The organism is Brumimicrobium glaciale, from assembly GCF_004152935.1.
GTDB lineage: Bacteria > Bacteroidota > Bacteroidia > Flavobacteriales_D > Crocinitomicaceae > Brumimicrobium > Brumimicrobium glaciale.
In genome coordinates, this window is sequence record NZ_SETE01000003.1 from 156,340 (window position 1) to 171,815 (window position 15,476).

Genomic DNA, 15,476 nt, shown 5'->3' on the forward strand with positions numbered 1-15,476 from the left:
AGTCAACATTATTGTAGATAAACTTACGTTTTGTCTCGACGAATGAATTCTTTCGTTAACCATTCTAGCACGATTCGTTTATTTCACCACCAATTTTAAAGACGAGTAAAATTCAATTTCTCCAAACAATTTTATATAGTAAACTCCAGATTCTAAGCCTAAATCGATATACTTAGAATTCACTTCTCCAGGCAATAAAGTGATTTCCTTGACGAATCTTCCCATTGAACTATAAATTGATACAGTTGTACTGCCTTCGGTAGGAATCGCACTTTTCAATTTAAAAATGCCATTTGTTGGATTCGGCACCAATACAAAAGATTGGTCTTGTTGTCTGTTTACTGAGATTGGTCCGTAAACTGTTGTTCTTCCATCAAAATCAACTTGCGTTAATTGGTAATATGAAATACCTGAATATGGAGTTTCGTCTCTCTCCTTATAGTTGGAAATAGTAGATTTTGTGCCATTGGCTTTTACTTGAGCGAAATTTTCAAATGATTTCCCAGATTTACTTTTTGAAAGAAGGTAGTAATCTGCATTTAACTCCGATGCCGTTGTCCAAAGTACATCTACAGTTCTTTCTTTAGATTTCAAATGGAAGTCTGTGAGTTCTACTGGAAGTGGTGTTTGATTAAAATTAATAGAGCCTAAGGTAAATTTATCATTATCATTAAGTTTTACACCTGAAAATGTAATTCTTGGTCCCGATACTGCTCCCACAATTGGAGCCACATCATTGACTACAAAACCATTATTATTTCTGTCGATTAATAAACGAACATCAGTTGGTGTAATTGGAGAAAAACTTGAAAGATCAAAAGTAATGTCAATACTTCCTAATTCTTTAGTTGCGGTAACTGCCCAAACTCTCTCCATACGCGATTGAATAATCGCACCATCAACATCTATGATATTATTAACAGTTTGCGGCTTTTCATTATGTCCCCAGATCAAATAACTTCCATCAACTAAATTTGAAGGATTATTAATTCTAACAATCGCGGATCCTTGCGCATCATTATGAGAATTTGAATCATCATCCTGCCCTATTCCCGCAACTTCTCCTGCGTAATCAGCTTGGTGAGTGTATAAGTCGTTTGCAATGGTTATTCCATATTTAGCACCTAGATAGTTTTCTACGATTTTTCTTTCTGCGGTGTTTAATGCACGGTTATAGTGAATTACCTCAGAGAAATCGCCTCCAAGACGTGTAGTATAATTCCTATTCAATCCTCCCAATACAAGTTCCGCACTACTATTATTTAAAATATCTGAAAATTCATCAGATTGTTTTACAAGGTTCCCAGCATTAAAAATTCTTGATCTTTCACCTTCAATCAAACTTCCATTAAAATCAAATCCTAGCATGTATGCCTTATTGTTTGAATATGCACTCGGACTGGTTGTGAATCGATTATTTTGAGTGTTTATATCAAGGTTTAAAAAATTGCTTTTCCAGAAGAAAAATGTATATGAATAATCTAAATTACCAGTCTGACTATCTCTTTTTCCCAAAATTCCACGAGGGCTTCCATTCAAATTATTTGGTTTAACCACAGTATAATAAGTTATTCCAACAGAGCCATCCAGAATGGGATGATCAGCAATAATCATCTGATCATTGCTCCCATCAAATAGCAAACTTGGTCTTCCATTAATACCATTTATTTGATATTTAGGCTGTTCACTGAGAGTTGCAATTGCATGGTTCCCATTCCCAGAGTCATCACCCCATTTCACAACAGGAGCTCCATCAGCTAAACCTTTAATGGCATCAGCTTTTAGCCACAACCCATTATCAGATGAATTCCCAACACCACCTGGCCCCGTTTGAGAAAAGAGTGCAATTGGAATAAAAAAGGCGAATAAAAAGGATTTAAGGTTCATTTCAGTGATTTTGATTTCTTGGTCAGACAAAAGTAAGCATTAAATACAATTTACCAAATTATTTTGCCTATTCAATTGACACACCAACAATCAAAGCACTGATTTACAACACTAAATACAATACGACTCAGGGAATACCCTTAAAGTTTTGTTTTGAGAACAAAAAGAAACTAGTTTACTACTAATTTCAGTGAAGTACTGTATCCATTTTCTTGATTCACTTTCACAAAATAGACTCCTAATTTAAGATCTAAATCGATGAATTTATTGTTTATATCTTCTGGTATTAAAGTCAATTGGTTCATCAATTTCCCCACCGAACTAAAAATGGTTAAATTGGTATTTCCATCTGTTGAAATTGCGCTTTTCAATTGGAAAGCTCCAGTTGTTGGATTCGGTACCAATACAAAAGATTGCCCTTGTTGCCTATTCACTGAGATTGGCGCATATTCTGTTGCTCTCCCATCAAAATCTACTTGCGTTAATTGGTAATATGAAATACCTGAAAATGGAGTTTCATCTCTCTCCTTATAATTAGAAACAGTTGATTTTGTGCCATTGGCTTTTACTTGAGCGAAATTTTCAAATGATTTTCCTTCTTTACTTTTTGAAAGAAGGTAGTAATCTGCATTTAACTCCGAAGCAGTTGTCCAAAGTACATCTACAGTTCTTTCTTTAGATTTCAAATGGAAGTCTGTGAGTTCTACTGGAAGTGGTGTCTGGGCAAAATTAATTGAGCCTAAAGTAAATTTATCATTGTTTACAAAAGTAACACCTGTAAAAGTAATTGTTGAACCAGAAACAGTTCCTGCTAATGGAGCAACATCATTATCGGCAAAGCCATCACCATCACGGTCTATTAATAGTCTAACATCGGAAGCTATTATAGGATCAAAGTCCGAAAGATCAAATGTTACGTTTACAGTTCCCACATCATTTGTTTTGGTCACTGCCCAAACTCTTGACATACGTGATTCAATTATTGTTTTGTCCACATCTAGGGTGTCATAAACATCAAGTGAAGATTCATTGTGGCCCCAAATCATGAAGTCACCATCACTTAAACTTGAAGGATTATTAATTCTAACAATCGCGGATCCTTGCGCATCATTATGAGAATTTGAACCATCATCTTGTCCTATTCCAGCGACCTCGCCGGCATAAACTGCTTGATGCGTGTATAAATCATTAGCAATGGTTATTCCATATTTAGCACCTAGATAATTTTCTACGATTTTTCTTTCTGCTGTATTTAAGGCTCTGTTATAATGTATCAACTCTGACATATCACCACTATATCTTCTAGGACCACTAGGATTATAATCTAAATTCAATCCTCCTAAAATAAGATCTTGATTACTATTTAATATCGCTGTGGAAGTTTCCTTAACTTCCTTAATCACATTTCCTGCACTCAAAAACCTAGACCTTATTGCTTCGGGTCGACTTCCATCAAAATCAAAGCCTAACATATAATTTGTGTTGTTTGAAAAAGTGATTGGAGATGAACTAATTCGGTCATTCAAATTTTGAACATCAAGCCAAACATATCTACTTGTGTAAAAGAAAAAAGTATAAGCGTAATTTGCGGCATTATTGAAATCGATCCTTTTACCTATAATCGCTCTAGCCTGACCATCCATCTTATTGGGTCTAACAACAGAATAATAAGTAATACCGCTACTACCATCTAAAATATCTGCATCCGCGACAATCATTTGGTCAATATTTCCATCGAAATAAACACTTGGTCTAGAATTTATAGAGCTATTGAGATTAAAAGTAGTTTGTTCAGCAATAACAGGATTTGTTGCATGATTATTATTCCCAGAACGATCATTCCAGTTTACCACTGGAGTCCCATCGCTTAATGTTATGTCATCAGCTTTTAACCAAAGTCCGTTATTGGATGAATTACCCACGCCACCTGGTCCAAATTGAGAAAACAGTAAAGTAGGAAATAAAAATAGTATTGAAACAATTGTGTTTCTTATCATAGTTCTGGTCTTTTAGCGAATTCAAAAATAAAAATTCTCTAAGACCAATCCTACATAATTAAAGCTTAAATGCTATAATTCTTCGACTAACGATTAATTAAAGCATTCCCTCAGTTAAATAGTCATCAAATTAATGGACAAGTAAAAATGATTTTCTCTGTAAAACTTAACATTGTAAGCACCTGGTTGAAGTCTAAATCAATATACTTTTATTTTACTTCTTACTTACGAACTCAAAAGAAAACTGAACCACTATGGACTAAAAGTGCCTTAGAACCATTTGAGAATATAATTCTATAGCTATTGATATATTTAGATAGTAGACTTTTTGTCCTTTTTCTAACATTAAAAATCTAATGTTTGATATAAAAGGTATTAGAAGGCAAAGTGCTTATTTCTAACTATTTTCGAGACCAATAAAATCTATTACTCCTCCTCGAAACCAGAGAAATACACTTGCTTATCATCAACATTTACTCTTAAAAGTCGCATAAACTCTTCTTGCCTATCTTGTGGAATAGTATTGAGTTGAAAATCTAACACTAAGTCATTGTTGTATTCAAAAAAAAGTTGATCTTTTGTAATCGAGATGCGTTTTAAGCCTTTGAAATAAATAGCAACAACCTCTCTATCAACAGAAACAATTGCTTTCTTAGTCATTCCAACACGGTATTTTTTACCTAAAATTCCACGTAAACTATTAATTATTGAATCAACAATGAAAATAACGAAAATCAAAGAGATGAAAACAGCGTCTTTTGAGAATATAATAAAAACTGTTCCTATCAGAAAAAAACCAAGCACCTCAATGCTGTTATTCAAAATAACACGTTGTTTCCGTTCTGAACTAATAGTAGTATTGAACTGAAAACGATCAAGTTGGTTTACAATTTTAATTCCTGACCATTTTCTTGAAGAGCGAGTTGCTCCGAGTAAGAAAATCAAACCTGCTGAAATTCCGAAGACCAGTTCTTTATATTCGAACCGATCTCCGTGAATTTTAAGCCCAAAAATACCAAAGACCTCATTTAACCCAACTGCGAATGCAAAAGGCAGTGTTAACAGTGAGATGATGAAAATCCAAGTATTGTATATTTTATTCATTTGGTATCATTTTAAGCCTTGCTTTAAGTGCTATCAACTTATCTTGCTCTGCTTTAATATTATTCTCAACCTGATCTTTCAGTGCATTTGCACCTTTAGAGTTGGCAAAGAAACCAAGGTTATTCTCAAATTGAATAATCTCTTGTTGAATTGTATTGATGTCGTTGCGAATTGCTTGTTTTTCTTTTTCAAACAATTCCGCAGCATTTCCACTCCCTTGTAAAGTCTTGATGCGCGCTTCGAACATAACCGTTTCTTTCTCTTCACCTTTCATATCAAGAGAATCGTAATGTTTGTCTAGCGCTGCTTTATAAGCTTTAAAAATACCATCTTTTTGTTTACCTGGAACAAATCCAATTGCTGAAAAACGTTCAGAGAAACCGTGTAAAACTTCAATTGCTTCTTTTTTATCTGTTGGAAGTTCGAAAGCCGAAATTTCTACAATCAGTGCTTCTTTGTCTTTTAAGTTGTCTTCAAAAGCTTTGTCTTTCTCGTCGAAATGAGCTTGTTTAGCATCAAAAAATGAATCGCAAGCTGCACGGAATTCTTTCCATAAACTTTGTTCGTTTTTTTGACCAGCGCTCCCTGCATTCTTCCATTGTTTTTGAAGTTCAATAATGGATTTTGTTGTTGGCCCCCAATCCATATTCTCTCTGATTGCATTTACTTTATCAATCAACTTCTTTTTGCCTTCAGCAATTTTATCATACTCTTGTTGAATGTCTTTAAAGAAATCACTTTTTAGAGCAAAGAAATCGTCACATAAACCACGGAATTTCTTCCATACCTCATCGTTTTCTTTCTTAGGACCAAAACCAATAGTTTTCCATTCTTTTTGAAGTTCAAGAACATCTTTCGTTTGGTTAGACCAAGATTTTACAGAATCGCGTTCTAATCCTAGAATAGCCTCAGCTCTTTGGATTAATTCGTTTTTCTTCACGATATTCTCCTGCATTTTCTCACGTCTTTCGTCGTAAAAAGAACGAATTCGGTCATAAATTTTATTTACAGTAGACCAATATTCATTTTTTTGCTCTTCCCAATGCTCTTGTTTGGTTGGACCAACGTCTTCCCATTCATTTTGCAATTGTTTGATTGCAGCTTCCACTTCTTTGATTTTCTCAATCTTGCTCAGCTCTTTTATTTGCTCAATCAGAATTTTCTTCGCTTCATAATTCTTTTTGAAATCATAATCTTTGATCTCTTTATAGATATTCATGTTATAGAAGAACTGCTCTAACAAACGGCTGTATTCTTGTTGAATATCGTTGCGTTTTTCACGAGGAATGTCACCAACTTTTTTCCATTTCTCATTAATTTCTTTGTGAGCAGAAAAAGCAGCACCAATGTTTTCTTCATTCGTGATGACAGTTTGCAATTGTGTAATCAATGCTCTTTTCTTCTTAAGATTTTCATCCTCTTCTAAGCGTTTAGCATCAATAACAGCTTTGCGTTTTTCTTTATATGGAGAAAATATTTCATAAAACTCTTCTTTCAATGCGTTCATCCACTCTTCTTGAGTAAATTCTTCATTTCTATCTTTAGCTTCTAATTCAGCAATTTGAAATTGTCTTGTTGCTTCAATTAAATAGTCTTCGAATTGCCCACGCAGTTCATTTACTTCTCTTCCTGTACTTAAGACATTTTCTTTTTCCGTAAGCACTATAAGCGCTTCAATAAATTCTCTTTTCTCCATAATAGTAGGGTTTAAACAGATTTAACCATGTCAAAATTTGTCAATTGTACAAATTCTTGAATACGGTCTTCTATTTCACTTTTTGATAAATTTTCTAATCTTTCTGTTCCAAATTTCTCTACACAAAAAGATGCCATTGCAGATCCTGCGATAATTCCTCTTTTCATATTTTCAAAAGAAATGTCATCAGTTGAAGCTAAATAACCCATAAATCCACCTGCGAAAGTATCTCCAGCTCCTGTTGGATCGAAAACATCTTCTAATGGTAATGCTGGTGCGAAAAATGCATTTTCACCATGGAACAATAAAGCTCCGTGCTCACCCTTCTTAATGATTAAATATTTTGGTCCCATTTCACGAATTTTCTTCGCTGCCCTAACCAATGAATATTCACCTGAAAGTTGACGTGCTTCTTCGTCGTTGATAATTAAAATATCGATTGCTGCGATTGCTTTTATTAAATCATCCATTGCAATATCCATCCAGAAATTCATGGTATCCATTGCAACTAATTTAGGGCGCTTTTCCATTCTGTTGATTACTTTCAACTGAACATCTGGACTTAAGTTACCTAACATTAAATATTCACATCCTTGGTAAGACGCTGGAATAATTGGATCAAAATGCTCTAAAACATTAAGTTCAGTCACTAAAGTGTCTCTTGAATTCATGTCGTTGTGGTACTTACCTGACCAAAAGAAAGATTTCTCTCCTTTTATAATTTGAAGTCCTTCTAGGTTAACCCCTTTGTTACTTAATTTGTCAAGCATTTCTTGCGGAAAATCTTCTCCAACAACAGAAACGATGTTTTGATTTTTCATAAAATAAGAAGATGAAAAAGCGATATATGTTCCTGCTCCTCCAATTATTTTATCTGTTTTACCAAAAGGTGTTTCAATAGCATCAAACGCGACACTTCCAACTGTTACTAAACTCATAATCTATAATTTTGATGCAAATATATTGTTAAATATACAGATACGCCATTTAGTAGGCTTCTTTCGTCATCTTTTTATACACAAAGTTGAAAGTAATTTTAATTTTAGAGTTTTTCCCATACCTCTAGGGCCAATTTTTTGGCGATTAGAATATTGGTTTCGGTATCCATTTCGGTTTCAATAAAAACAGAAAAGGACAAGGTTCCGAAACGCACACCCAAAGATTTATTTTGGTGGTCATAAAAAGCTTGATCTCCCACGCCATAAACTTCTGTAAGTCTTAAACCGACTTTAGATGTAACTTGGAAATCATCACTTAAATTCTTTAATTTTTCATTTAGTACATCACGGCTTTCTTCACTATTTAAAGCAACACCTCCTTTTTTAACATTCTCATTTGAAGTAACCCAGTATGTTTTTTTGAAATCACTAGCTGCTGAAATAATATCATCGTATGTTCTAAAATTTCCGATTTTAATGTGATTGTTTTTAGATTTCCGATTGGTGTGAAAAGTATTTCCTGCATCATTTACATTTGACTTCTTCCAACTGTATCCACATTGAGCAGTGATATTACTTGATTCATTGTTGAGATCTTGAAATTTCAATTTTGTATTGGACATACCGAAATGACATACAATCATTTGTTTATCAATATAATCACATGGACTTATTGATTTACTGATGCTTTTGGAGAATTGAGAATTATCTGAATTGTTACTTTTATTACATGAAGTAAAGGATAAAACTATGACTGTAATGATTAAAATTAGGTTTTTCATATCTGATTTGACTTAGGATCGCAACAAATATAAGTCAAAAAACTGTAACAGCAATAGAAATTCACATTATAATATATTAACATACAGCTAAATAAGATCTGAAAACTCAAAGGATGAAGCACACCTAGGCATGTTAACATTTCGGAAAAATCAGTAATATTTAACTTTGATGAACGAAATTCACAATTAAAACTCATGATTTTAACAAGCTAGTTCGCAAACAACTCACTAATTCACTAATATCATCAATCCATTTTTAGATAACTGAGTCTTGCAACTGAACCACTATGGACTAAAGTGCCATAGGTTCATTTAAGAATAAAATTCAATATATAGCGCAATATTTAGATATTAGACGTTAGACATTTTTGTCTTTCTTTTAACATCAAAATCTAATGTTGGATATAAAGGTTTTTAGAAGCTAAAGCTAGATGCACTAATCCCGATGGCTTATCGGGAGCATAGTTTTAACTATTTCTGAGACCAAAAAAAACAACATTTTTCTGGAGCCAAAATTATAGATTTAAACAATTGGATTAAGTAACTATTGCTTTAATGCAGTCCAGTGTTAGCTTCAATACCAAACTTTAACATCTCCATAAATCATTCAATTCGAAGCCCTCAAAACTCACTACTAAAAACTCATTACTGCCTTCATGTACCATTATAAAACATTCCACGTTAATAAGTATAGCTGTCCGACAGATGTCTGTCCAAAATTGCTGTTATTTTTGTTTTATGAATTGGAGAAAAGCTTTTAAAATATTCAAATGGGTTGCAGGGATTGTGGTTTCCTTGATGCTCTTGATCAGTGCTTTGCTCTTGGTTTTTAAAGATGATATTAAATCCTACGCGCTAGAAGAAGCGAATAAATACCTCAATAAACGTGTGCATATTGGATTTATTGACGTTGGAATTTGGAAAAGCTTTCCAGATTTAACCCTCTCTTTTGATGATGTTCTAGTTTACAGTAAATTTGATTCAATCCAAACCAGTGACACGGCAATTTTTGCTAAGAAAATTGATTTGAGACTAAATCCTTTGGACTTTTTTGGAAGTAAATTAGATGTTCATAGAATTGATATTGAACAAGCGAAACTCAATTTGAAAATCCTAAAAAATGGAAGCGTCAATTATGATTTTCTAAAACCAAGTGAAGACAACACGGTAACTCCATTTGAATTCAACTTAAAGAAAATCAATCTTAAAACTACAGATTTTACTTACCAAAACGAATCGACAGAACAATTCTATTCAGCTTTTTTTAACACCTTAGAATTTCAAGGTTCATTCAATGAAAAACAATTTATATTAAATGCTCAAACGCAATTTGATATTAAATCAATTCAGTCAAAATCTGTTAGATTAATTGAAAATAAGAAGGCAAAATGCGATATTTCCATTCAAATGGATCAAATTAATGATGTTTTTGAAATTATTTCGGCGGATTTAACTATTAATAAACTCCCTTTCTTGATTAAAGGAAAAGTGAGCAGTAAAACTTTGGACTTTTATATTGGAGCAAAGAATCTTGACTTAGCTGATGTTGCCAAGAATTTCACTTTGGAAGAACTTAATGTTGTAGATGAAATAAATGGTCAAGGAAAAGTGAATTTTGAGTTGTTCATTAAAGGTTCCAATGAAAAAACAGCTTCTCCAGCCATTAATGCCACTTTTGACGTGAAAAACGGAAGTTTAGCTGACCAAGGATTTTCTTTGTCTCAAATTAATCTAGAAGGAAAATATTCGAATGGAGTAATTGATGGAAAAGAACAACTCTCACTTTCAACTTTAGAATTTTATACGTTAAATGAAAAATTCACAGGAAATTTATTAGTTGCTGATTTCGACAAACCTCGCTTAACAGGAAAAGCAGATGGTTTATTAGATTTGAAAGCTATTCACCGTTTATTTGGTCCTTTTTCATTGCAAGAACTCTCTGGAAGTATCGCATTGAAAGGCGATTTTGATTTGAGATTAAACAATCCAAAAACAAATCAAAAAGACATCACCATTTATGATTTAAGAGCAACTTTGGATCTTCAAAATATAAGCGCTCAATTTATTGACGATCAACGAAAATTGAATATTAGCAATGGAGCTATCACCATCAGAAATCAATATGCTGGAATTACAGATTTAGCATTGTCGTTGGACAATTCATCTTTGGTTTTGGATGGTCAATTTAATAATCTAGCAGATTACTTTAAAGGAGCTGGAAATTTGTCTGTCGATGCCAATGTGACTAGCGAAGCTTTAAACTTGGATGATCTTTCAACAACAAACGTTGAAGAAGTAAAAACTAAATCATGGATTTTACCGAATGATATCGATGGGAAAATAATTTTATCGTTGAATAAAGTTCAATACAGTGGACATCAATATACAGACATAAAGGGAAGAATGGATTTTGGGAGACGTCAATTGTCCTTCCCACTTATTGAAGGAATAAGCGCGACTTCTAAAATAAATGGGAACTTAAAAATTACGGAAGAACAACCAATGTATTTAGTGGTTGAAACATCCTTAAGCTCCGATGCTGTAAATTTCAAACCTTTATTTGAAGAGTGGAACAACTTTGATCAAACAGTAATTACTTCGGAAAACATAAGGGGGAGAGCAGCTATTCAACTTAATCTCAAAGGTCCGTTTGACATTTACGAAGAGAAAATATTGAAAGAAGAATTTGATGTAAGCGCTCGCCTTAAAATCACAGATGGAGCTTTAATAAATGTCTTGCCATTCAAAGAAATCACAAAAAGCCTGAAAGCTTCTGGTGGGAAATTAGTTATCGCAAGATCAAAAATAGATGAATTTGAAAAGCGATTATTGAACTTGCAATTTGATTCTTTTGAGAATGAATTTACAGTGAAAAATGGAATAATTACCATTCCAAAAATGACGATTAATTCCAATGCTTTGGATGTTAATCTTTCAGGAACACATTCATTCGACAATGACATTGATTACTCATTTGATTTTAGATTTAGAGAAATAAAAGGATCAGAAAGCTCAGAGTTTGGAGATGTTTTAGATGATGGAACAGGATTTAGAATCTTCTTGAGAATGTTTGGAACCATTGATGAACCAAAATTCTCGTGGGACAAAGAAGCTAAAAAAGTGGTAAAGGAAGAGCAAAGAGAACAAGCCAAAGACGACTTAAAAAGCGCCCTAAAAACAGGTTTTGGTTTCAACAAAAAAGACTCAACAATTCAAGATTTAAAAGCAAAAGATAAGCAAGAAGAAAAGATAATTATGGACTTCGGAAAAGATACAATCCAAGATGAATTCTCTCCTGAAACCAAGAAGAAGAAAAAGAATGCTTTGCAAAGAAAAATTGACGCTTGGAAGAAAGAAAACGAAGAAGAGAAATCTACATTTGAGATTGAATGAATCACGCCCTTTTAGCTCGTGATTCATTCAATTTCAAATGTAGATAATTACGAATTAGGGAAATTACGAATTACGAATTGGTGGGAAATCACAAGTAACTTAGACTAACTAAGTAAAGTTGTGATTGTAATTCGTCAATTAGAAAGTTCTTGTAATACTATTCACGAATGATTCGACTATTTATTAATCATAACCTATTTCCGAAAGTGCTTCGTAATTCGTAATTAATTTAAAATATAAATTAAAGAAAATATGGAAATGAAAACCCACAGTATTGTAGAAAACAAAATCGGTTTTATTCCCGTTTCTTTTAGGTCTTTTATTGTTAGCGTTGTTCCTACCAAAAATAAAGTAATCACCAAAAGTCTTTTAGAAATATCAACTATGGTGAGTGAAACAGTTTCAGGAACAAATCCTGTGCTATTGAGTAACATTGCTCCAATAAACCCAAGAATAAATAGTGGAAACTTGATTTTTTGACCTTTATTTTTGAAGACAAACATTGCAAAAATCGACAGAGGAATAATCCACAAAGTTCTGGCTAGTTTTACGGTTGTTGCTACTTGAAGTGCTTCGTCACCATAAACCAAAGCTGCTCCTACAACCGAACTTGTGTCATGAATGGCAATTGCCGCCCAAATTCCAAATTGATTTTGTGTTAATTCGAAGAAATGTCCGATGGATGGAAATATAAATAGCGCAACGGAATTCAGTAAAAACACAACTCCGATAGCAATACTTATGGTTTTGCTGTTGGCTTTAATTACTGGAGCGACTGCGGCAATTGCGCTTCCTCCACAAATTGCAGTTCCGGAAGTCATTAAGAAACCAAGCTTTTTGTCGATTTTCAATGCTTTAATTAGCAATAAACCGATGGAAACTGTCAGAAATATAGAAAGCATCGTGATCACAAAACCTTCTTTACTTGTTTTGATAGTTTCTGTGAGTGACATTCCAAAACCAAGGCCAATAACTGCAGCTTTCAACAAATAACTGATGGCTTTTTTGGTGAATGTAGGAAAAGGGTTTCCTAAAGTTAAGGTAAAGACAAATCCAAGAATTAAAGCTACTGGACTTGTAATTAGGTTGAATGCTCCTAAAGCTATAATCGCGACATAAGCTGCGATTTGGATGTTTCTTTTCATTGTAAATTTCTTCTTAAATAATTACAAATTAGTAATTGCTAATTGACTAATTCGGAATTGATTATTCTTCTTCTAGATAACCTTCAACAATTGAAACTATTTCTTGTTCTTCTGCCATTTCTAATAATGATCTGTTGATTTCATAAACCAAATCAGACTTAAATGGAAACGCAAATCCATATCCTTGTTTGTAATATTCTGCTTGGGCAATATGGAAATCCTCTTTTTGATTACCTGACAAATAATACAACAACTGAGGTCTATCATAAACAACTGCATCGACCTCTTTACTTTTTAATAGTTCCATTGCTTCCCCCAAAGAATTCACTCCGACTGTTTTCACTTTACTTTCTTTTAAAAATCCTGCGGAAGGTGAGGAAGAAATCGTTGCTGCTTTTTTTCCTGACAACTCTTCAATATTTGAAATTGTAGAAGATCCAAGTGAAGAAAGCGTCAATGTACTGGCAATTCCTGCGACCATGGAAGTAGCGAAAATAATGGAGATTATCATCCAAGAACCAGCTATAATTCTACCCGGCAATGTGATTGGAGCTTTGTCACCGTAACCAACAGTTGTCATGGTCACAATCGCAAGCCACATTCCATTTCCTATTCCGTTTAAAGGGTCTTGGGGAAATTGATCAGGCGATGCCTTTCGTTCTGCAAGCCATAAAAAAGTTCCTACAATAGCTAAAATGAAGACAAAAACGAAAACTGCATAGATTAAGTTTAGGCTAAAAAACGGTTTTATTTTATCCCATAAGTTCAATTTATCTGCACGAGAAACGATGGCTAAACTTGAATTATAAAACGGTTGAGAAAAGCGCAAATATTCCACTCGTTGGGAAGTAATACTAATTGGGCCAACCACCACATCAAGTCCTTCACTATCCAAAGCGTGAATGGCTTCATCAACAGTTTCAAAATATTTATAAGTGTAAATCCAATCCTTTTTATCAGCCAAAGTCTCCCAAATCTCAACTGCTATTCCTTTTTCATCGCTGTCTTCGCCATAAACAAAAGGCGCACTTCCGGCGATACCAACCAACAAAGTATCCACTTCTGGAACATTCTGTAGATCCTGAGCCTTTGAAATTGAAGTGAAAAATAAAAATGATAAAATGGTTAAGAAAGTAAAAAGGTACTTATTAGACATAAAATGATGCTTTTTTTGAATTTAAATGAATAAAACCCTAATATAATCAATTACGAATTAAAAAAAACAACAATTCGTAATTCGTAATTAAACCATTCTTAATTGTATCAATTGTTTATTTTCGCGCTGTGGAAATAATAAATGAAGTAGTTCAAGGGTTAATTGATACATCAGCATTGGAGTGGGCTGGCGTAATTATCGGTACATTTTACTTAATATTCATAGCTAAGAAAAACAGATTTGGTTGGTTTTTCGCGATGGTTAGCACCTCAATTTATATTTATCTTTGTTATCACGCCGGACTTTACATTGAATCTGCATTACAAGTTTTCTATTTTGTAATGGCAATTTATGGTTGGTTCTCATGGAATAAAGTTTCATCCAAAGAAAGATTCATTATTCGCTGGCCATTAAAATATCATTTGATTAATATTCTCGTTAGTTCGATAATTACCGTTTTATTGGGTTACATAATGGTGGTTTTTACCGACCAGAAAAACCCATATTTAGATGCTTTTAGCACCGTTTTTAGTTTGGTAGCGACATTTATGGTGACCCAGCGTGTTTTAGAAAACTGGATTTATTGGATTGTTATTGACGCAGCATTAATCTTCCTTTATAGTGCCCGCGGATTACATCTGACAGGATTCCATTATTTAGTTTATACCATTATTGCTATTTTTGCTTTTTTCTCATGGTATAAATTGTATAAAGCTCAAAAAATTGAAAATCACATTCACAGGACCTGAAAGTTCAGGTAAATCGACAATTTCTAAAGCTGTTGCCAATCATTTTGATGCGCACTGGTTTGCTGAACATGCTAGAGTTTATCTTTTGGAGCGTGACGGAAAATATGATTTCGAAGACATTGAAAAAATTGCAATTGAACAGGATCAAATTAGAATCTCTGATGAAAAAAGTGGAATTAAAATTTACGATACTGACAATACAGTACTCTATATTTGGTCGACTTTCAAATACAAAAAATGTGCTGACAGTATTCAATCCTTAATGGAAAGTCAGCGTTTTGCCCATTATTTCTTGTGTAGCCCGGAAGGTATTCCATGGGAAGAAGATCCCTTGAGAGAAAGTCCAAATCACAGAGAAGAATTATTTGAATTGTATTTGGATGAATTAAAAAAACAGAAGGTTGATTTTACCATCCTTGAAGGAGGCTTTGAAGAACGCAAAGAAAAAGCGATTGAAATTATAGAGGAGATTATGCTTTCGAAAGGTGGGTTTTGTGTTTAGGTTTTGTAAGGAAATCAGCACCGTAAACATTCAGCTACCGCGAGATTTTATTTCGCGACAACAGTTAGTCTTCAACTGATCAAAATCACTTTTTATTTTATGGTTTGACGCACTTATTCCCTATCTT

11 protein-coding genes are annotated in these 15,476 nt (G+C 33.5%); 3 read left to right on the forward strand and 8 right to left on the reverse strand.

The window, feature by feature from the left end:
• Window positions 1-78: 78 nt before the first annotated feature.
• The 6 genes from ERX46_RS07945 to ERX46_RS07970 form a co-directional block, all read right to left on the reverse strand.
• Window positions 79-1,887, reverse strand: coding sequence for a LamG-like jellyroll fold domain-containing protein (locus ERX46_RS07945; RefSeq protein WP_130093327.1), 1,809 nt, complete (start codon window positions 1,885-1,887; stop codon window positions 79-81).
• A gap of 170 nt (window positions 1,888-2,057) precedes the next feature.
• Window positions 2,058-3,884, reverse strand: a complete 1,827-nt coding sequence (locus ERX46_RS07950) for a T9SS type A sorting domain-containing protein (RefSeq protein WP_130093328.1) — start codon at window positions 3,882-3,884, stop codon at window positions 2,058-2,060.
• Window positions 3,885-4,310: 426 nt separating this feature from the next.
• Window positions 4,311-4,988 carry a hypothetical protein gene (locus tag ERX46_RS07955; protein WP_130093329.1) on the reverse strand — a complete coding sequence of 226 codons (678 nt, stop codon included), beginning with the start codon at window positions 4,986-4,988 and terminating at the stop codon, window positions 4,311-4,313.
• Complete coding sequence (locus ERX46_RS07960; RefSeq protein WP_130093330.1) at window positions 4,981-6,684, reverse strand: DUF349 domain-containing protein; 1,704 nt, start codon at window positions 6,682-6,684, stop codon at window positions 4,981-4,983. Before ERX46_RS07960 ends, ERX46_RS07955 begins: the two co-directional genes overlap by 8 nt.
• A gap of 11 nt (window positions 6,685-6,695) precedes the next feature.
• Window positions 6,696-7,622: a PfkB family carbohydrate kinase gene (locus tag ERX46_RS07965; RefSeq protein ID WP_130093331.1), complete on the reverse strand. Its 927-nt coding sequence runs from the start codon at window positions 7,620-7,622 to the stop codon at window positions 6,696-6,698.
• Between the two features lie 104 nt (window positions 7,623-7,726).
• Window positions 7,727-8,404, reverse strand: coding sequence for a hypothetical protein (locus ERX46_RS07970; protein ID WP_130093332.1), 678 nt, complete (start codon window positions 8,402-8,404; stop codon window positions 7,727-7,729).
• Between the two features lie 738 nt (window positions 8,405-9,142).
• On the opposite strand from ERX46_RS07970, the gene ERX46_RS07975 reads away from it, so the two are divergent.
• Entirely contained in the window at window positions 9,143-11,797 is a 2,655-nt protein-coding gene (locus ERX46_RS07975; RefSeq protein ID WP_165366184.1) for an AsmA family protein, read from the forward strand.
• A 224-nt stretch (window positions 11,798-12,021) separates the two neighbouring features.
• Here the strand turns inward: ERX46_RS07975 and ERX46_RS07980 are convergent, their stop codons facing one another.
• Together ERX46_RS07980 and ERX46_RS07985 are read right to left on the reverse strand one after the other, a co-directional pair.
• A complete protein-coding gene (locus tag ERX46_RS07980; RefSeq protein WP_130093334.1) occupies window positions 12,022-12,942 on the reverse strand; it encodes a YeiH family protein in 921 nt (306 codons plus the stop codon).
• Between the two features lie 61 nt (window positions 12,943-13,003).
• Window positions 13,004-14,098 carry a transporter substrate-binding domain-containing protein gene (locus ERX46_RS07985; RefSeq protein WP_130093335.1) on the reverse strand — a complete coding sequence of 365 codons (1,095 nt, stop codon included), beginning with the start codon at window positions 14,096-14,098 and terminating at the stop codon, window positions 13,004-13,006.
• Between the two features lie 128 nt (window positions 14,099-14,226).
• On the opposite strand from ERX46_RS07985, the gene pnuC reads away from it, so the two are divergent.
• Complete coding sequence (pnuC, locus tag ERX46_RS07990; protein WP_165366185.1) at window positions 14,227-14,847, forward strand: nicotinamide riboside transporter PnuC; 621 nt, start codon at window positions 14,227-14,229, stop codon at window positions 14,845-14,847.
• On the forward strand, window positions 14,822-15,349 hold the full coding sequence (locus ERX46_RS07995; protein WP_165366186.1) for an AAA family ATPase: 528 nt from the start codon (window positions 14,822-14,824) through the stop codon (window positions 15,347-15,349). The genes pnuC and ERX46_RS07995 overlap by 26 nt, the downstream gene beginning before the upstream one ends.
• Window positions 15,350-15,476 lie beyond the last annotated feature (127 nt).